This is a genomic window from Xenorhabdus budapestensis (genome assembly GCF_017743015.1).
Taxonomy (GTDB): Bacteria; Pseudomonadota; Gammaproteobacteria; order Enterobacterales; family Enterobacteriaceae; genus Xenorhabdus; species Xenorhabdus budapestensis.
Window position 1 is genome coordinate 4,270,987 of record NZ_CP072455.1, and the last position, 18,413, is coordinate 4,289,399.

16 protein-coding genes and 2 pseudogenes are annotated in these 18,413 nt (G+C 40.5%); 14 read left to right on the forward strand and 4 right to left on the reverse strand.

The window, feature by feature from the left end:
* Nucleotides 1-63: 63 nt before the first annotated feature.
* The 12 genes and pseudogenes from HGO23_RS18975 (at nt 64) to HGO23_RS19030 (ending at nt 12,467) form a co-directional block, all read left to right on the forward strand.
* Entirely contained in the window at nt 64-1,101 is a 1,038-nt protein-coding gene (locus tag HGO23_RS18975) for an IS630 family transposase (RefSeq protein ID WP_209027488.1), read from the forward strand.
* A 79-nt stretch (nt 1,102-1,180) separates the two neighbouring features.
* Nucleotides 1,181-2,191: a glycosyltransferase family 4 protein gene (locus HGO23_RS18980; protein ID WP_209027489.1), complete on the forward strand. Its 1,011-nt coding sequence runs from the start codon at nt 1,181-1,183 to the stop codon at nt 2,189-2,191.
* Nucleotides 2,192-2,197: 6 nt separating this feature from the next.
* Nucleotides 2,198-3,340: a glycosyltransferase family 4 protein gene (locus HGO23_RS18985; RefSeq protein WP_244967975.1), complete on the forward strand. Its 1,143-nt coding sequence runs from the start codon at nt 2,198-2,200 to the stop codon at nt 3,338-3,340.
* Between the two features lie 16 nt (nt 3,341-3,356).
* The gene (locus tag HGO23_RS18990; protein WP_209027490.1) at nt 3,357-4,793 is read left to right on the forward strand and encodes a mannose-1-phosphate guanylyltransferase/mannose-6-phosphate isomerase; all 1,437 of its coding nucleotides are present in this window, start codon (nt 3,357-3,359) and stop codon (nt 4,791-4,793) included.
* Complete coding sequence (locus tag HGO23_RS18995) at nt 4,786-6,219, forward strand: phosphomannomutase (RefSeq protein ID WP_209027491.1); 1,434 nt, start codon at nt 4,786-4,788, stop codon at nt 6,217-6,219. Before HGO23_RS18990 ends, HGO23_RS18995 begins: the two co-directional genes overlap by 8 nt.
* Nucleotides 6,220-6,285: 66 nt before the next feature.
* Nucleotides 6,286-7,758: an undecaprenyl-phosphate galactose phosphotransferase WbaP gene (wbaP, locus tag HGO23_RS19000; protein WP_244967844.1), complete on the forward strand. Its 1,473-nt coding sequence runs from the start codon at nt 6,286-6,288 to the stop codon at nt 7,756-7,758.
* Between the two features lie 121 nt (nt 7,759-7,879).
* Entirely contained in the window at nt 7,880-8,383 is a 504-nt protein-coding gene (gene trmL / locus HGO23_RS19005) for a tRNA (uridine(34)/cytosine(34)/5-carboxymethylaminomethyluridine(34)-2'-O)-methyltransferase TrmL (RefSeq protein WP_209027492.1), read from the forward strand.
* 210 nt (nt 8,384-8,593) lie between these two features.
* Nucleotides 8,594-8,757: pseudogene (locus HGO23_RS19010) on the forward strand (DDE-type integrase/transposase/recombinase); the annotation flags it as partial.
* 175 nt (nt 8,758-8,932) lie between these two features.
* A pseudogene (locus HGO23_RS19015) lies at nt 8,933-9,527 on the forward strand (IS5 family transposase); the annotation flags it as partial.
* A 146-nt stretch (nt 9,528-9,673) separates the two neighbouring features.
* Nucleotides 9,674-10,036 carry a GtrA family protein gene (locus HGO23_RS19020; protein WP_209027493.1) on the forward strand — a complete coding sequence of 121 codons (363 nt, stop codon included), beginning with the start codon at nt 9,674-9,676 and terminating at the stop codon, nt 10,034-10,036.
* Nucleotides 10,036-10,950, forward strand: a complete 915-nt coding sequence (locus HGO23_RS19025) for a glycosyltransferase family 2 protein (RefSeq protein WP_209028830.1) — start codon at nt 10,036-10,038, stop codon at nt 10,948-10,950. The genes HGO23_RS19020 and HGO23_RS19025 overlap by 1 nt, the downstream gene beginning before the upstream one ends.
* 32 nt (nt 10,951-10,982) lie before the next feature.
* Nucleotides 10,983-12,467, forward strand: a complete 1,485-nt coding sequence (locus HGO23_RS19030; RefSeq protein WP_209027494.1) for a hypothetical protein — start codon at nt 10,983-10,985, stop codon at nt 12,465-12,467.
* 176 nt (nt 12,468-12,643) lie between these two features.
* Here HGO23_RS19030 and cysE read toward each other — a convergent pair whose 3' ends face one another.
* The 4 genes from cysE to HGO23_RS19050 form a co-directional block, all read right to left on the reverse strand.
* A complete protein-coding gene (gene cysE / locus HGO23_RS19035; protein WP_209027495.1) occupies nt 12,644-13,465 on the reverse strand; it encodes a serine O-acetyltransferase in 822 nt (273 codons plus the stop codon).
* A 134-nt stretch (nt 13,466-13,599) separates the two neighbouring features.
* Nucleotides 13,600-14,619, reverse strand: a complete 1,020-nt coding sequence (gene gpsA, locus HGO23_RS19040; RefSeq protein ID WP_209027496.1) for an NAD(P)H-dependent glycerol-3-phosphate dehydrogenase — start codon at nt 14,617-14,619, stop codon at nt 13,600-13,602.
* The gene (gene secB / locus HGO23_RS19045; protein ID WP_209027497.1) at nt 14,619-15,089 is read right to left on the reverse strand and encodes a protein-export chaperone SecB; all 471 of its coding nucleotides are present in this window, start codon (nt 15,087-15,089) and stop codon (nt 14,619-14,621) included. Before secB ends, gpsA begins: the two co-directional genes overlap by 1 nt.
* Nucleotides 15,090-15,161: 72 nt before the next feature.
* Nucleotides 15,162-15,599 (reverse strand): rhodanese-like domain-containing protein, encoded by a 438-nt coding sequence (locus tag HGO23_RS19050; RefSeq protein ID WP_209027498.1) that lies wholly within the window; start codon nt 15,597-15,599, stop codon nt 15,162-15,164.
* A 373-nt stretch (nt 15,600-15,972) separates the two neighbouring features.
* Here HGO23_RS19050 and envC point away from each other — a divergent pair, with 373 nt between their 5' ends.
* On the forward strand, nt 15,973-17,280 hold the full coding sequence (envC, locus tag HGO23_RS19055) for a murein hydrolase activator EnvC (protein ID WP_209027499.1): 1,308 nt from the start codon (nt 15,973-15,975) through the stop codon (nt 17,278-17,280).
* Between the two features lie 12 nt (nt 17,281-17,292).
* On the forward strand, nt 17,293-18,369 hold the full coding sequence (locus HGO23_RS19060; RefSeq protein WP_209028831.1) for a divergent polysaccharide deacetylase family protein: 1,077 nt from the start codon (nt 17,293-17,295) through the stop codon (nt 18,367-18,369).
* Nucleotides 18,370-18,413 lie beyond the last annotated feature (44 nt).

Below are 18,413 nucleotides of genomic sequence, written 5' to 3' on the forward strand. Positions count from 1 at the left end.
ACGCTTTAGAGTCACGACCGAAGATACTTGATTTTTCATTCATATCAGAGCAGGATCGCGCCCATGAAAATTAATCTGACAGATGCCCAAAAAGAAGCCCTCGAATTGATGCATGATACGACTCGCGATGGACGAGTACGTGACCGCATCAAGGCCGTGCTTTTGGCCTCAGAAGGCTGGACGGCCCAGCTGATTGCTCAGGCTTTGCGGATCCATGAAAGTACGGTGAGTCGCCATCTGAAAGATTACTTCTCTGAGGAAAAACTCGCCCCTGAAAATGGGGGCTCTGAAAGCCGTTTGTCTGCCGAACAAACGACAGAATTAGTTGCGTATCTGATGGCAAATTTGATGCACACTACCGCACAAATTGTGGCCTATATTCGGGTACGATGGCAGGTGACTTTCACTGTCGCAGGAATGACGAAATGGCTTCACCGTCAGGGTTTCAGCGACAAAAAGCCAATGGGTGCTCCGCACAAATTTGAGGCGGATAAACAGCAACAGTTTATTGAGACCTACAACGCGCTGAAAGAAGAATGTGGCCAGAATGCGCCTATTTTGTTTATTGATGCGGTTCACCCGACCCAGTCCACAAAATTAAGTGATGGCTGGATGAAGAGCGGGCGGAAGCACGTCAAAGTGGTTAAAACCACGGGCAGTCGTATTCGACTCAACATCATGGGTGCCCTTAATTTACAACGGATTGAAGAGACTATTGTTCGTGAATATCCGACGATTAACGCGAAAAATGTCGTCCTTTTTTTCGGCTCAATCCGGGAAACCTACCCACTTTCGCAAAAAATCCACATTATTCTGGCTGGTGCGGGTTATCACCGTTCCGAAGTCGTTCAATTTTTTGCTGAGGTTTTGAATATTGAGTTGCACTACTTGCCGCCTTACAGCCCTAACCTCAACCCGATTGAGCGATTATGGAAGTATGTGAATGAGCAGGTACGAAACAATGTCTATTTCCCGGATACCAAAACATTCCGTGAAACGCTGCGTCACTTTTTTCATGTCACATTGCCAGAAAAAGCGAAAGAACTCACCACTCGGTTGACTGATAACTTCCAGATTTTAAAACCCGCATCTTCAAGTTAATTGCGTATAGTAGCTCTTTCCCTATCAGATTCCTCATTAAAAATGAAGAATAAATATTCACATGTGATGGTAACACCTAATGCATAAAAAAATATTTTTCGACCAATCATGGCTCACAATGGGGGGAATAGGTCGATTTTCAGAAGAAATATATAAAATAAAAAAATGGGATGGAATTTATAGTATCAAATGTAAACCTTCAAGCCCTCTCTCATCTTTGCTACTATCTATTAAGTTTATGGGATTTTCTAAAAATGATATCGCCTTTTGCCCAGGATATATTCCCCCGTTATTCTCAAAATGTAATTTTGTTTTTACTATCCATGATCTGAATCATTTGGATCGTGAAGAAAATAGCAGTTTTTTAAAAAAGGCATTTTATAATCTAATAATTAAAAGAGGATGTTTTAATAGCAATAAGGTACTAACAGTATCAGAGTATTCTAAAAAGAGAATCATAGAATGGAGCGGTGTACCAGAAAATAAAGTTATTAACGTCGGAAATGGTGTTGATAAATCTTTTAATATAGAAGTAGAACCATTTAACCTAGGGGGTCCCTACCTGCTATGTGTCAGCAACAGAAAACTTCATAAAAACGAATCAGCACTTATTAAGTCCTTCGCCAAAAGTAATATTAATCCAGAAATCAAATTACTATTTACAGGTAATCCCACTAACGAATTAATAAGTTTGATTTATGAATTCAATCTATCAGAAAGAATCGTTTTCCACGGTTTTGTCGATGATAAAGATCTACCTTCCTTTTATCGAGGGGCATTAGGACTCTTATTTCCTTCCCTTTATGAAGGATTTGGCCTTCCAATCCTAGAAGCAATGGCATGTGGAACACCAGTATTAACCTCAAATGTTACCTCTTTACCTGAAGTTGCTGGTGATGCTGCATTGTTGGTTGATCCCTACTCACTTGATGATATGGCTGATGGAATTAATCAGTTAGTCACAGATAAGGATTTAAGAAGTATATTGATTGAACGAGGTCTATCTAGGGCAAAGATGTTTACATGGGATAAAGTTGCGGAACGGGTTCAACAAGTTTTGGAGCAAGTAGCTAATGAACAAGTTAAATGAAAAAAAATAGCCTTGGTTCATGAATGGCTACAAAGTTATGCAGGCTCTGAGCAGGTATCTTCAGCCATATTAAACTTATATCCTACTGCTAATATGTATTCTGTTGTTGACTTTTTAACTGATTCTCAACGTGGTCATTTTAATAATATTCACCCAACAACTACTTTTATTCAAAAACTCCCAGGCGCAAAGAAGCATTATCAGAAATATTTACCACTAATGCCCTTGGCAATCGAACAACTTGATGTTTCTCATGACGATATAGTGATTTCAAGCTCCCATGCAGTTGCTAAAGGAGTATTAACAGGCCCTGATCAACTACATATTAGCTATGTCCACTCCCCAATGCGTTATGCTTGGGATCTACAACACCAATATTTAAGAGAGTCAGGTCTCAATAAAGGACTCAAGGGATGGATGACTAAATGGCTGTTACATAAATTACGGCTGTGGGATTATCGTACAGCCAATGGTGTTGACCATTTTGTTGCGAATTCTCATTTTATCGCTAGAAGAATCAAAAAAGTTTATGGTCGTGATGCAACTGTTATCTATCCACCTGTTGCTGTAGAAAATTTCCCCTGTGTTGAACAAAAAGAAGATTTCTATTTCACGGCTTCACGCATGGTGCCTTATAAGAAGATGGATCTGATCGTTGAAGCCTTCGCCAAGATGCCGGATAAAAAGCTTATTGTGATAGGTGATGGCAGTGAATATAAACGGATTGCTACATTAGCTGATGGACACTCCAATATTACTTTACTAGGTTATCAGCCGTTTGAAAAACTTAAATCTCATATGCAACGAGCCAAGGCATTTGTCTTCGCTGCGGAAGAAGACTTTGGGATCACACCTGTTGAAGCACAAGCTTGTGGAACCCCTATCATCGCTTTTGGTAAAGGGGGCGCTCTCGAAACAGTTCGCCCATTAGGGAGTCGAGAACCAACGGGGTTATTTTTTGAAAAACAGGACGTGGAATCACTTTGCTCAACAATAGAACACTTTGAAAGTAATATTAAGCAGTTCCACCCCCAATTCTGCCGTAAAAATGCTGAACGTTTTTCAGAAGCAAGGTTTGCTCAGGAATTTGCTTCCTTTGTCGAAGATAAGTGGCAAGAATTTCAAACCAAAAAGCAAATTCATTATTAATTAATTGAGATATTTTATGAATTCAGTTGTTCCCGTCATCATGGCTGGTGGTTCCGGCAGTCGGTTATGGCCACTTTCTCGTGAGTTATATCCAAAACAATTTCTTAAACTTGATGGTGAGCTCACCATGCTGCAAACAACTGTGCAGCGCTTAAGGTGTCTATCGACAGAATCCCCTTTAGTCATTTGTAACGAAGATCATCGTTTTCTGGTCGCCGAACAATTGAGACATTTAGATAAACTAGCCCACAATATCATCCTTGAACCAACAGGACGTAATACAGCTCCAGCAATTGCTTTGGCAGCACTCACAGCGCTTCAAACCGTGAACAATGATGAAGATCCTCTGTTATTAGTTCTGGCAGCAGATCATATAATTCGGGATGAAGAAGCTTTTACAAAGGTAGTACAGCAAGCAATTCCCTATGCAACCGCAGGTAAATTGGTCACTTTCGGCATAGTACCTACCCATGCAGAAACTGGATATGGATATATTCAGCGTGGAGTTAAGCAAGAAGACGCTTTTACCGTAGCTCAATTTGTTGAAAAACCAGATGCTATTACCGCAGAACAGTATTTACAAAGTGGTGAATATTACTGGAACAGTGGCATGTTTCTGTTTCGCGCCAGTCGCTTTCTTCAAGAACTTAAAACGTTCCGCCCTGATATTTATTCAGCCTGTGTAACCGCAGTAGGAACCATCAATCCCGATCTCGACTTTGTCCGGGTAGACAAATCAGCATTTCTTGTCTGTCCGAGCGAATCAGTTGACTATGCCGTGATGGAAAAAACTGATGACGCAATAGTTATTCCACTTTCTGCTGGCTGGTCTGATGTCGGTTCATGGTCGTCTTTGTGGGATATCTCGGAAAAAGACGACGATGGCAATGTATTTAAAGGTGATGTTCTACAACACAATAGCAACGATAATTACGTTTATTCTGAAAACAGCCTTGTCAGTCTTGTTGGTGTAAAAAATCTGGTCGTGGTTCAGACCAAAGATGCCATTCTGGTTGTAGATAAAACTCAGGTTCAACATGTTAAAAAGATTGTTGAGAGTCTGAAAAAAGCTGATCGTTCCGAACATCGTTTGCATCGGGAGGTTTATCGCCCTTGGGGTAAATACGACTCCATAGATAAAGGGAAACGTTATCAAGTTAAACGAATTACTGTTAGGCCAGGTGAAAGCTTATCTACCCAAATGCATCACCACCGTGCTGAACATTGGATTGTTGTAGCAGGAACAGCACGAGTAACTCAAGGAGGTAACTCCTATTTAGTTACTGAGAATGAATCTACTTATATACCGGTAGGAATTATCCATGCACTGGAAAATCCAGGTAAAGTTCCTCTGGAGGTAATAGAAATTCAATCAGGCAGTTACCTTGGCGATGATGATATTGTTCGCCTCAGTGATCGTTATGGCAGAGTGGAACTAGAAGAAAATGAATAATAAGAAACTAAATAGCCAAGAAGTTATTGCTGATAGTGGTATCATGTTTGGTACTAGTGGAGCCCGTGGCTTGGTTATTGACTTCACTCCTGATGTATGTGCAGCTTTTACTCACGCTTTTGTTTCCGTAATGCAAAAGCGATACGAAACTTCCAAAATTGCACTAGCTATCGATAATCGTCCGAGTAGCCCTAATATAGCCCTATTTTGTGCAACGGCTCTCCGACAGGCAGGCATTGAACCTGTTTATTATGGTGTAGTACCTACACCAGCGCTTGCCTATAAAGCCATGCAAGATGGAATTCCATGTATTATGGTTACAGGAAGCCATATTCCTTTTGACCGTAATGGACTTAAATTCTATCGGCCTGATGGAGAAATATCCAAGGATGACGAGGAAGTAATACTATCGGCTAATGCTATCTTTGAACCTCTAACCAAAATAACATCGCTGACTGTTTCACCTGATGCAGCAGAAAACTATATAAATCGTTACCGCTCTTTATTTTCCTCAAATTTCCTGACAGGAAAACGTATTGGTATTTATGAACATTCCAGTGCAGGACGTGATCTTTACGCATCTCTCTTCAAATCACTGGGAGCAGAAGTTATTTCCCTTGAACGCACTGATGAGTTTGTTCCTATTGATACGGAAGCTGTAACAGAGGAAGATAAACTCAAGGCCAGAAATTGGTCAGATAAATTTAGTTTGGATGCCATTTTCTCTACCGATGGTGATGGGGATCGCCCACTATTGGCCGATGAACGTGGAGAATGGCTGAGGGGTGATATATTGGGACTACTATGTGCCGATGCATTAGACATTGAAGCCTTGGCCGTTCCTGTGAGCTGCAATAGTGTTATACATAGTTGTGGTCGTTTCGCTAATATTATCTCGACCAAAATCGGCTCCCCCTATGTTATTGCAGAATTTGCCTCCCTTTCACATCAGTTTAAACGTATTGCTGGTTTTGAGGCCAATGGTGGTTTCTTACTCGGTAGTGATATTGATGTAGGAGGCATTAAATTGAGTGCTCTGCCTACTCGTGATGCGCTTTTACCTGCTCTTATTGTATTGAATGCAGGAAAAGATAAATGTATTTCCTCATTAGTAAGTGCTCTACCTTCGCGTTATACCCACTCTGATAGGCTTAAGGAATTTCCAACGTCATTAAGTAACACACTTTTAAATAAGGGGATTAAAGATCCGAAATACCTATTAAGTTTATTGGGATTAGGTAATCACCAAATTCATCACATTGACCTTACTGATGGCTTAAGAATGACCCTTAGTAACAATACTATTGTTCATCTACGACCATCTGGTAATGCACCTGAACTACGTTGTTATGCTGAAGCAGATGATATAAATAAAGCACAAGAAATTGTCAGAACTTGCTTAGATGCACTTGTAACTCAAAGATAATTACAATCTCGGTAAGGGAAAACGATTAATACTCTACCGAATATCATTTAAATTTAGGTAAATATTATGACATTAACGGAAATGTTCCAGCATTCAAAAGAAGAACATCTTAAATATAAAAACTATTCTGCATCTATTAATCGCTTCTCTTTAATGGCAAGCGATTTATTGGCAATGACAGGTGCTTTTATTTTTTCGTGGTGGATTGAAAGTATTCGCACAGATGTTCCATTCTCCCTCGTTTTCAAAAGCGGATCAGATACTGCCAGAGCCTGGAGTTTTCTAGTTATTGTTTTGGTCACTTGCCTCTGGTCTTGGGGACATTTGCGGCACTACACTTACCGCAAGCCATTTTGGAATGAACTAAAAGAAACACTTTTGATGCTAATTGGGTTAGCCATAGCTGATTTAGCGATAGTAGCTATCTCTAAATGGAGTTTTTCTCGTCATCAGTGGGCAATATTTTGGCTGGTTACCATATTTGCTTTGCCATTGTGTCGATGGCTAACCAAACTCTTACTAATCAAGCTCAAAACTTGGAGTATGCCGACAATAATCATCGGCAGCGAAGATAATGCTCGTGACGCTTATTTAGCGGTATGCAGCGAAAAATTTCTTGGATTTGGTGTCATCGGCTTTGTAGCACCAAACGATAATTGTTCTACCAGTCCAGTCAGTACACTTCCTCTATTCCATATCACTCCAGAGCAGTTACTGGAAAAATATCATCAGTATAAAATCTTTATCGCTCTTGAATATGAACAACACGAATTGCAAGGTGAATGGTTACGCTATCTCTCCGCTCATGGAGTTCGCAATATATCGATCGTCCCAACATTACGTGGTGTTCCTCTCTATAGCACAAATATGTCCCACTTCTTTAGTCATGAACTTTTAATGCTTAGAGTTAAAAATAATCTAGCTAAGCGTTCATCCATAATTCTTAAGCGTACATTTGATATTGTCGTTTCTTCTCTCCTACTGATACTTCTTTCCCCTCTGTTTCTTTTCATCGGTTGGAAAGTTTCCCGTGATGGAACATCTCCTTTTTATGGGCATGAACGCATAGGGCAAGGAGGACGTCGATTCAAGTGTCTGAAATTTCGCTCCATGATTAGCAATTCAGCGGAAGTTTTGGAAAACTTACTCAAAACAGATCAAAATGCTTTAGCTGAATGGCAGAAAGATTTCAAACTCAAAAATGATCCAAGAATCACTTCCATAGGCCATTTTTTACGTAAAACCAGCCTTGACGAACTTCCACAGTTGGTGAATGTGCTCAAAGGAGAGATGAGCCTTGTTGGTCCAAGACCCATAGTTCAAGAAGAACTTGAACGTTACGGAGATGACAAATCGTATTACCTCATGGCAAAACCTGGAATGACAGGTCTCTGGCAAGTAAGTGGACGTAATGATGTAGATTATGCAACACGAGTATATCTTGATAGCTGGTATGTGAAGAACTGGGCTCTTTGGAATGATATTGCGATTTTATTTAAAACTGTGAATGTGGTACTTAAGCGAGATGGTGCTTATTAAACACAACACCACTTGAGCAAAAAACTTTGTTACTTAAAAAGCCCATAACAATATTTTTTTAATTCAATTTTTATGAGTTCTCTTCATTAGGTAAATAATATCGTAATGAAGACATTAATATATGCTAAACATCGTCCTATTCGAACCAGAAATCCCGCCTAACACGGGCAACATCATCCGTCTGTGTGCCAATACAGGTTGTCAACTTCATCTAATCCAACCATTGGGTTTCACATGGGATGACAAACGCCTGCGTCGTGCAGGGTTGGATTATCATGAGTTTGCTAATATCAAGCAACATCGCGACTACAATACATTTTTGGAAAGTGAAGGACTTAGTCCAACTAATTCACAATCCCCTTCAGGAGCACGCCTATTTGCACTAACAACAAAAGGCACCCCGGCGCACAGTAATGTAAGTTATCGCGATGGTGACTATCTGATGTTTGGCCCGGAAACTCGAGGCTTACCATCTTATGTGCTGGATAACATGCCGCCTGAACAGAAAATAAGAATTCCCATGCTACCGGATAGTCGTAGCATGAATCTTTCTAATTCTGTATCAGTGGTCGTGTTTGAAGCGTGGCGGCAACTCGGTTATCCCGGTGCGCTATTACGAGACTAATCTATTGCAGCCGTCATTCCGCACCGCGTTCCTGATTTTAAAATAGTATGATATTTATCATGTTCTTCACACTCCCTATGCTGATGTGATTGACGGCGTTTTTCGGTTTTGATCTATTAGACTTATGTAGTGGTATCTGAATACCAGCCTTCAGTTCTTCAACTTGGTATTCTTAGCCCTACTTTTGCATAGAAAAGATACTGAATAGTCTCTGAGTCAACAAAGAAAGCATTAGAAATGGATTTTGAATCAAGAGAGAAGCCACAAGGTGTGATGTTTCACAGTGATCAAGGTAGAGTCACTATACTAGTAAATTATTGTGGCATTATGGCATCAAACAAAGTCTGAGCCGCTGGGAAAATTTCTGGAGTAACCTTTTGATTAAAAATAAATTATTTCCGTAGTATTAGGGCGTGTTGACGTTTGAACGAGGGGATTTGAATGGCATGATAATTTGGTATCCTTATTTTCGCCAAAAAACTCGTAACCAGAACTATCATGCCAAGACCCATGTTATCAGACCCTGTGTGAGATAAGCTATTTGTATTCATGCAACAAAACCGGCTTGTCTACCATAAAAAAACGCATCGCCTAATTCTGGCAGGTATCCTTTTTCGAATGAGAACCGGGAGCCCTTGGCGGGAACTGCCTGTTGAATATGGGAAATGGAATACCGTTTTTAAACGTTTTAATGCGCGGTCAAACAAAGGTGTTTTTGATTCATTATTCAAGGAATTAGCTAAAGATTCTGATACTGAATGGTTGTTCATTGATGACAGGATTGTCCGTGCTCATCAGCACAGTTCAGGCGCGGCTTCAAAGGAGAATGAAGCGATTGGGAAAAGCCGGGGAGGACTCGACTAAAATCCATTTGGCCGTAGACAGTTATGGTTTGCCTGTTCATTTTGAATTATCCGAGGGGCAAACTCACGACATTGTGCATGCAAAAAGTTTGGTGGCGCAATCACCGCCCTCGGACTTTGTCATCGCTGACAAGGGGTATGATAGTCAGGCATTCAGAAATGATATCGAAGAACAAGGGGCAACGTCGGTTATTCCCTACCGAAAAAATAACCGAAACTCGGATAAAAAGAGGGATAAGGGTTTATATCGTTATCGTCATTTAGTCGAAAATGCGTTATCTGGCTACCCATGTGGGTCGAATAAATGATGAATACAAAACGTCAACACGCCCTAGAAAGAAAGTCATGTTGATCATATCTAATGAATGACCAATGGTTACTTGGGTGATATTATTCGTCACTATTATTTTTATATAGTTTTATTAATATGTTAGCTTTGTTTACAAAATATCTCTCAATAGGGGTTATTAATACCGCTATCCATTGGGTATTGTTTACAGCAGTGCTGCACTTTTTTGGCGCGAGTCAAGCAATTAGTAATTTGGTTGGTTTTCTTGCTGCTGTGACATTCTCTTTTTATGCAAACGCTAAAATCACTTTCCAGAAAAAAGCTACTGGATGGAGATATTCTGCATTTATTTCGTTTATGGGGTTAATGAGCTATATGACAGGAAGCCTAGCTGATGCAATGGATATGCAACCTATCGTAACATTGGTTTCGTTCTCTGCAACCAGTTTGATATTAGGTTTTATGTACTCAAAATTTTTAATATTCAGAGGAAAGGAATGATGAAAATATCATTGGTTGTTCCGGTCTTTAACGAAGAGGATGCGATACCGATTTTTTATAAAACGGTACGGGAATTTGGGGAATTAAAGCAGTACGAGGTTGAAATTGTCTTCATCAATGACGGCAGTAAAGATGCTACAGAATCTATTATCAATGCACTGGCAGTTTCTGACTCTCTTGTCATCCCATTATCGTTTACCCGAAACTTTGGCAAAGAGCCAGCTCTATTCGCTGGCCTTGACCATGCAACTGGTGATGCTGTAATCCCAATTGACGTTGATTTGCAGGATCCAATCGAAGTGATTCCACTCCTGATTGAGAAATGGCAGGCTGGTACGGATATGGTTCTGGCTAAACGCTCTGACCGTTCCACCGATAGCCGCATGAAGCGAAAGACCGCAGAATGGTTTTACAAACTGCATAATAAAATCAGTACGCCAAAGATTGAAGATAATGTTGGAGATTTCCGCCTGATGTCTCGCAATGTTGTAGATAACATAAAACTCATGCCAGAAAAAAACCTGTTTATGAAAGGAGTATTGAATTGGGTTGGCGGACTTACCGATATTGTTGAATACACCAGAGCCGAGCGTGTGGCTGGAGATTCTAAATTCAATGGATGGAAGTTATGGAATCTAGCACTTGAGGGGATAACAAGCTTCTCGACATTCCCTTTGCGGATTTGGACATATCTTGGATTTTCGGTAGCTGCTCTTTCATTTTTCTACGGAGCATGGATGATTATAGATAAGTTGGTATGGGGTAACGCTGTTCGTGGATACCCATCTTTACTTGTTTCAATTCTGTTTTTGGGTGGAATTCAGTTGATTGGGATTGGCGCGCTTGGAGAATATATAGGAAGGATATATATAGAAACCAAAAATCGTCCTAGATATATTTTAAAGCATAAATAAAATTAATACTATTGAATATGGGGAGTAGTTTAATGAATTTCCATAAAAAAGAAAAAATTACAATTTATTTGTTTTTTGCATTATTGTTTATTGCAACGGTTATGTTCTTCATGACAATTCATCCAGTCACAATAATATCTGGAGATGACTGGGGCAATTTATCGCTAAACAGAGAGGCATATCCGCAATGGGGAGCTGCTAATCCAATAAAGGTAACTCCAGAGCTATCGTTTCCATGGATTGGTATGATATCCACTTACCTCATAATGCCATTTGGATTTGGATTTCTTGAGGCCATATCACATACAACTGCGATTTTCATATCATTTCTTGTATCTCTGTTTCTTTTGCAGTTATTTCTTTTAATGAGAGATAAACTAAAAGTTGGATTGTATAATAGTTTATTAATGGTTTCAGTATATTACCTTTGTATATTTGGTGCATTAAGAACATCAAGCGACAATCAAAGTTTATACCTGCTATGGGAGGTAAATATAACATGCTTTTATCACTATATAACTCCAGCCCTTATAAATTCCTCACTTGTTTTATATTTTATGAGGAATGAGGGATCTTTATCATATGATGATTTAAAAAAGAGAGGATCCATATATGTTGGCTGGTTGATTCTTGCTTCATATATTTGTATATTTTCCAGTCTGTTCGCAAATGTTTTTTTTGCAGTATATTGCGGAGTATCGATACTGACTAGTTTTATTAAAAATTCGTATTCTCTAATTAAAACATTAAAAGAAAAACCATTTCATACATTTATTTTACTGCTCTGGCTTGTTTCTGTTGTCTATGAAATAAATGGCGGTAGAGCGCAATCTATAGGTAGCTCTGATCTTGATGTAAATGGAGCTGTCAATTTTTTTATCTCTCTAATTGAAAAAAGTCAACCTTTATTTATTGTTTTTATTTTAACTTTCCTTTTGCTTGGTGCTTTCTTTTTTTACAAAGAAAAAGAAAGAAAAGAAAATAATGATTTTAAGTATGCATTTCTGGTTTGTACAGTTTCTTGCGCTATAACTTTTGTTGCTTTGATTTTGATATGTGCAAGAGCTGGTGGTTATTATACATCTAGACCTGTGGTAATGTGGGGGGTATTTATGTACATCATTATATCTGCGCTCATCTCTATGGGATATCTGATAACAAATTATAAAATAATAAATTATGTCATGCCCATAATTATTATCTCGCTGATTAATAAAACAATATCACAAGATACATCACTGAAAGAATCAAATAACCTTGACTTAAAATACAATATAGCCCTAGCCATAAGTCAAAACATTATAGACCAGGTTGTATATGCAGATAAAAATAACATAAGGAAAATAAACCTAATTGTACCAAAGGGTGATAATAATGATAACTGGCCATTCCCTATATATGAAGGCCCTTCTATTAATCGAGTTCTAAAGATTTATGGAATAATTAGGAATGATATTGATATAACAGTTATTCCAGATGAATCATTGAATCATAAATTAGGAATACCATTTAGTTAAAAATACGGGTGAATAATATGTGCTCCTTTGTTTTATCCCCATAGTCATTGAAGATTCAGGATGGGATTCCACTTTGTATTTAATTGATACGCAATTGCAGGATTGATACGTAGACATTCAGCACCTAACCGTGCTGAATGTCTTTTTAAATTCTATATTTCAAAAAGAGAGGAATCTTAAATCCCATCCCCATTTTCAAATCCATTATTCATGCCATTAAAATGTTGATTCATATCCAGAGATGGTTTATCGCTTTCCGGTTTACCAACAATCCGTGCTGGTACTCCGGCAACAGTGGTATGTGGTGGAACAGGTCTTAACACTACTGAGCCCGCACCAATTTTCGCACCCCGACCAATTTCAATATTGCCGAGGATCTTGGAACCAGCGCCAATCATTACTCCTTCACGCACTTTAGGGTGTCGATCGCCACATGCCTTCCCAGTTCCTCCAAGCGTCACCGATTGCAGGATAGAAACATCATTCTCAACAATCGCTGTTTCGCCAATAACAATACCTGTTGCATGGTCAAGCATTATGCCACAGCCAATTTTCGCCGCAGGGTGAATATCCACGCCAAAAGAAACGGAAATCTGGTTTTGCATGTAAATCGCCAACGCCTTACGATCTTGCTTCCACAGCCAATGTGCGATGCGATACGCTTGTAGCGCATGAAAACCTTTCAGATAAAGCAGAGGAGTGGAGTATTTGTCTACAGCAGGGTCCCGCAACCGGACAGCTTTAATATCACGAGCGGCCGATTCGATCATCTTTGGCTCACTGCTGTAAGCGTCTTCAACAACTTCCCTGACCGCAATCGCCGGCATAATCGGTGTCGCCAGTTTGTTTGCTAACATGTAGCTCAAGGCACTACCAAGGTTTTCATGTTTAAGTAATGTCGCGTGAAAAAAACTGGCTAACATAGGCTCACAATCTGCCAGCGCTCTCGCCTCATTTTTTATATTTTTCCAAACTTCATTCAGTTCTTCTTGAGACATATCAATCATTCTCATGTGATTGTTTTTCACCATCGCGAATGAATTCGCACCTGATTTATCCCAGAACTATGCCTTTCATCTTGGAATCTATTGGACATATGCCGGAAAAAATATTTATGGCGATTTTAATCTAATTAAGCGCGGGAACTTTCTCCTTCATCCCTTGTAGCTCTTCCCAATAATGCCTGAGCTGCTTCGATTACATTTTTGTTGCGATACAATATCTGGTAGATTTGTTCTGTGATAGGCATTTCAACCCCAACCCGCTTGGCTAATGCCCGGACTTCTTTTGTATTACGATACCCTTCAACGACTTGCCCAATCTCACGCTGTGCAGCGTCAACATTGACTCCTTGCCCTAACATCATGCCAAAACGACGGTTACGGGATTGATTATCAGTACATGTCAGCACTAAATCACCCAATCCAGCCATTCCCATAAATGTGGATGGGTCAGCCCCCAAAGCAGCACCAAGGCGACTCATTTCCGCTAATCCACGGGTAATTAATGCAGTGCGAGCATTGGCACCGAACCCCATGCCATCTGAGATCCCTGCACCAATGGCAATAACGTTCTTGATTGCTCCACCAAGTTGCACGCCAACAAAATCAGGGTTCTTATACACCCGGAAGCTTTTGCCACAATGGAAAAGCTGCTGGAGTTCTTCACCAAATTCAGGTGTTGTCGCTGATACCGCAATCGCTGTCGGTAAACCCGCCGCCAGTTCTTTCGCAAATGTCGGGCCAGATACTACCGCCAATGGGATTTCATTACCTAATATCTCACGCGCTACATCCTGCAATAAACGACCCGTTTCCGCTTCAAGGCCTTTAGTGGCCCAAACAATACGAGAGTCTGGCTGTAAATGTGGTTTTATCTGTTGTAATACATCGCCAAAAACATGGCTGGGAACCACAATCAGAATATTACGGCTGGCTGAAACCGCACTTTTTAGATCGGCTTCAAGCTGTAAGCTATCAGGAAAAGAAACATCCGGTAAAAATGCCTGATTACAACGGGCTTGTTGCAAGGCATGGACATGTGCGGGGTTATGGCCCCAAAGTACAACATCATGTCCATTACGGGCCAGTGTAATGGCTAAAGCGGTGCCGTATGAGCCGGCACCGATAACTGTCATAGAAGCAGTATTCATTAGGCTTCCTGTGTTGCCTCATCAGACTGAGGATCAGCCTGCTGTTGCAAGTAATTCATGAACAAAGCATCAAAGTTAACTGGTGCCAGGTTCAATTGTGGGAAAGTACCACGACCCACTAAGCTAGTGATGCACTCACGGGCATATGGGAACAAAATATTCGGGCAATATGCACCTAAGCAGTGCGCCAGTTGAGTTCCTTCAATACCATCAATAGAGAAAATACCAGCCTGCTGAACTTCGCATAAGAACGCGGTTTCTTCTCCTAGTGTCGCCGTGACAGTGACACGCAGAACAACTTCGTAGACTCCCTGAACTAATTCACTGGAAGCGGTATCCAGATCTAATTTAACCTCTGGCTGCCATTCCTGTTGGAAAATTTGAGGTGCCTTAGGTGATTCGAAAGAAATGTCTTTCGTATATACACGTTGGATCTGGAAAGCCATTTCTGTGTTGTTTTGTTCTGACATAATAATTTTTACCTTTCAATACGTCCTTATTAAACCTTAATAATGTAAGTATACTACTTACATCTACATTCGTTATTTCTTGCCTCGGGATAATGGTAGGTTTTCACCGGTCCACCCGGCAATTCCCTCTTTCAGGGTATAAACTTGTTCAAAGCCTGCTTTCACCAGATTCTCTGCCGGTGTTTTAGATTCCAGTCCATTCGCTGAAACAATGATCACAGGCTGCTTTTTATGTTTTTCCAATTCACCCAGATTATGCTCTTTAATCTCGGATGGTGTCAGATTAACAGAACCAATAATATGCCCTCTGCGGAAATCGTCACGAGAACGTAAATCAACGACGATAGCATCTTCCTTATTGATTAAATGGATGACCTGTGCGCGAGTGATATCTGTACTCTTGGAGAACACACTTTTTACTGTCAGGACAATGACAGCCACCAACAGGGCAATCCAAACAAGACTCAGGATCGTGTTCCGGCTAATAAATTGCATGATTTCTTGCAGCATGGAGGGCAACAACTCCCATTAGTTAATAACAAAAATCTAAGGTAACAGAGTATACCTGTGTGTTGTGTCAATTACAGCCAATTAGCATCAACCTAATGCAGATTTTGCGGAGAGTTTCGAGAAAAAATAAAAAATCCGCACTAATCACTTGATTGTCATACATCATTAAAATATTTCATGCCAAACTAGACATATACGGGATCTTCGATAATAAATGAGCTAAGTTAACTAAAATTTATATTATGGTTCGGAAAGATAAAAAATAGGCCGTTCTCTGGTCAGAGGCAATTCCACATGAAATAATCGGGCGCGACAAACATATTGTAAGCAAGCACTATAAATATAGTAGAGCGTGGGCAAGGTATTGAATCAAATGGCTGATAATAAGGATTTCAAAAGCTGTAATCACCGGCAGAAGCGGAAACAGTGGCAACCAAGAAACAGTGCATTACTGTTGTGTGCCTTATTGTTTGCTTTTCTCTGCACGGGAGCCTTTGCCAATCAAATCTCAGAAAATAAAAACCAACTTAAAGATATTCAACAGAATATTGCTGAGAAAGAGAAAAGCGTCAAACAACAACAAAAACAACGTACAGAGCTCCTCAATCAGCTCAAGGAACAAGAGGGGACGATTTCAGAAGTCGGGCGTTCCCTCCATAGTACACAAGCCCACCTGAATAAGCTGGGGAATGAAATTTCGTCATTGACGAAAGGTATTAACCATCTGCAAATGCAGCAAAAAGAGCAGCGTAAGCTACTTGCCAGCCAATTAGATGCCGCATTCCGGCAAGGGAGTCATCAGGGTTTAGAATTATTGTTTAATGGCTCGGAAACGCAGCGCAAAGAACGCATACTCGCTTATTATAGTTATCTGAATCAGGCTCGTCAGGAAACTATCACTAAACTACAAAAAACAACCGACAAGCTTAACCGACAAAAAAAGCTGCAACAAGAAAAACTAAATGAGCAACAAGCGTTACTCAGCAACCAAAAGCAACAAAAGCAAAAAATGGAAGTTGTCCGTTCTGCCCGGCAAAAAACGCTGACTGTACTTGAATCTTCATTGAAGAAAGATCAACAAAGCCTGGCTGAGCTTCGGCAAAACGAAACTCATCTGCGTAACAAAATTGCTAAAGCAGAACGGGAAGCCAAAGCCCGCGCTGAGCGTGAAGCGCGTGAAGCTGCACGTGTCCGTGCGCAAATAGCAGCCAAGCAGAAACAGGCTCAACAAAAAGGTTCCAGCTATAAACCTACGGAAGATGAACGCGCACTTATGGCTCGAACAGGTGGGCTTGGTCGCCCTGCCGGGCAAGCAATCTGGCCTGTACGTGGCCGGGTTATTCACAGCTTCGGAGAAACAATACAAGGTGAGTTACGCTGGAAAGGCATGGTTATCTCTTCAGCCGAAAGCACGGAAGTTAAAGCAATTTCAGATGGACGGGTATTACTGGCAGACTGGTTACAGGGCTATGGTCTGGTTGTCGTGCTTGAACACGGTAAAGGAGATATGAGTATTTATGGTTATAACCAAAGCCTGTTGGTTAGTGTTGGTCAGCAAGTCCGGGCAGGTCAGCCGATAGCTCTGGTTGGTAGCAGCGGCGGGCAACAGCAACCTTCATTATACTTTGAGATCCGCCGTCAGGGGCGTACCGTCAATCCATTACCGTGGTTAGGAAAATAAGAGAAGGAAATAATTGTGCAATATCTATTAATAAAGTGCGTTCACTCATTCACTCTATTATTTGGGATATTGCGCTTTCAGATACCAAAGTGTTGGGTTCTGTCGTTTATCACTATCTTGTTATTTACTCTGAATGCCCATGCCGCACGCTTAGCCATTGTCATTGATGACTTTGGCTACCGTGTTCACAATGAAAATAAGATATTGCAGATGCCTGCTGCAATTTCCATTGCCGTACTCCCTGACTCTCCATATGGCCGAGAAATGGCGCAAAAAGCCCATAAGCAAGGTAGAGAGGTCTTGATCCATCTGCCAATGGCGCCAATTAGTAAACAATCATTAGAAAAAAATACCCTGCACCCTTCCATGAGCAATGAGGAAGTTGAAGATATTATTCACGATGCCATAAAAAAAGTTCCTCATGCAATTGGTATAAACAACCATATGGGCAGCGCGATGACCTCCAATCTCGCTGGCATGAAAAAAGTGATGAATGCATTATCTCAATATCGTCTCTATTTTCTGGACAGCGTAACTATCGGTAATACTCAGGTCGCTAAAGCCTCAATGGGAACACCTGTACAAGTGCTCCGCCGGAATATCTTCTTGGACGATGTACAAACAGAAGCAGAAGCGCTGCGCCAACTCAATCGGGCTATTACTCTGGCTCGCAAACAAGGCTCTGCCATCGCCATTGGGCATCCTTACCCAACTACTATTCGGGCATTACAGCGAGGGTTAGCAACGTTGCCAGATGATATTGAACTGGTAACACCCAGTATGCTACTCAATCATTCTCTAACCAGTAAACAAAGCAACTCACAAATCAGCCCACTAACCAAACAAAAATGCATTAAATCTCCTGAAACCAAACCTGTAACGGGATTAGAATCCAAATTGGATTATTTCAGGATGGTTGGGGAAACATTGGTTCCCCGTCTAATTGTTGATGGTCTTGAAAAATTGCAGGACCCCACATTAAAACAAGAAAAGTTGCATAGCGCAGGTCATTTGAGACCACAAAAAGATAAAACAATGGAAAATAAAACAGACGCCCATAAAGAGATAAGCGTCTGCCCTGATTTTTAGTAATTTGTTTTTAACGGCTTGCTTAAAATTTTGTCAGAGATTCA

Bases quoted from the DNA above. Each gene is read 5' to 3' on its own strand.
- wbaP (WP_244967844.1), top strand. From the start codon at position 6,286: ATGACATTAACGGAAATGTTCCAGCATTCAAAAGAAGAACATCTTAAA.
- HGO23_RS18990 (WP_209027490.1), top strand. From the start codon at position 3,357: ATGAATTCAGTTGTTCCCGTCATCATGGCTGGTGGTTCCGGCAGTCGG.
- HGO23_RS18995 (WP_209027491.1), top strand. From the start codon at position 4,786: ATGAATAATAAGAAACTAAATAGCCAAGAAGTTATTGCTGATAGTGGT.
- cysE (WP_209027495.1), bottom strand. From the start codon at position 13,465: ATGTCTCAAGAAGAACTGAATGAAGTTTGGAAAAATATAAAAAATGAG.
- HGO23_RS18980 (WP_209027489.1), top strand. From the start codon at position 1,181: ATGCATAAAAAAATATTTTTCGACCAATCATGGCTCACAATGGGGGGA.
- HGO23_RS19025 (WP_209028830.1), top strand. From the start codon at position 10,036: ATGAAAATATCATTGGTTGTTCCGGTCTTTAACGAAGAGGATGCGATA.
- secB (WP_209027497.1), bottom strand. From the start codon at position 15,089: ATGTCAGAACAAAACAACACAGAAATGGCTTTCCAGATCCAACGTGTA.
- trmL (WP_209027492.1), top strand. From the start codon at position 7,880: ATGCTAAACATCGTCCTATTCGAACCAGAAATCCCGCCTAACACGGGC.
- HGO23_RS19030 (WP_209027494.1), top strand. From the start codon at position 10,983: ATGAATTTCCATAAAAAAGAAAAAATTACAATTTATTTGTTTTTTGCA.
- envC (WP_209027499.1), top strand. From the start codon at position 15,973: ATGGCTGATAATAAGGATTTCAAAAGCTGTAATCACCGGCAGAAGCGG.
- HGO23_RS18975 (WP_209027488.1), top strand. From the start codon at position 64: ATGAAAATTAATCTGACAGATGCCCAAAAAGAAGCCCTCGAATTGATG.
- HGO23_RS19050 (WP_209027498.1), bottom strand. From the start codon at position 15,599: ATGCTGCAAGAAATCATGCAATTTATTAGCCGGAACACGATCCTGAGT.
- gpsA (WP_209027496.1), bottom strand. From the start codon at position 14,619: ATGAATACTGCTTCTATGACAGTTATCGGTGCCGGCTCATACGGCACC.
- HGO23_RS19020 (WP_209027493.1), top strand. From the start codon at position 9,674: ATGTTAGCTTTGTTTACAAAATATCTCTCAATAGGGGTTATTAATACC.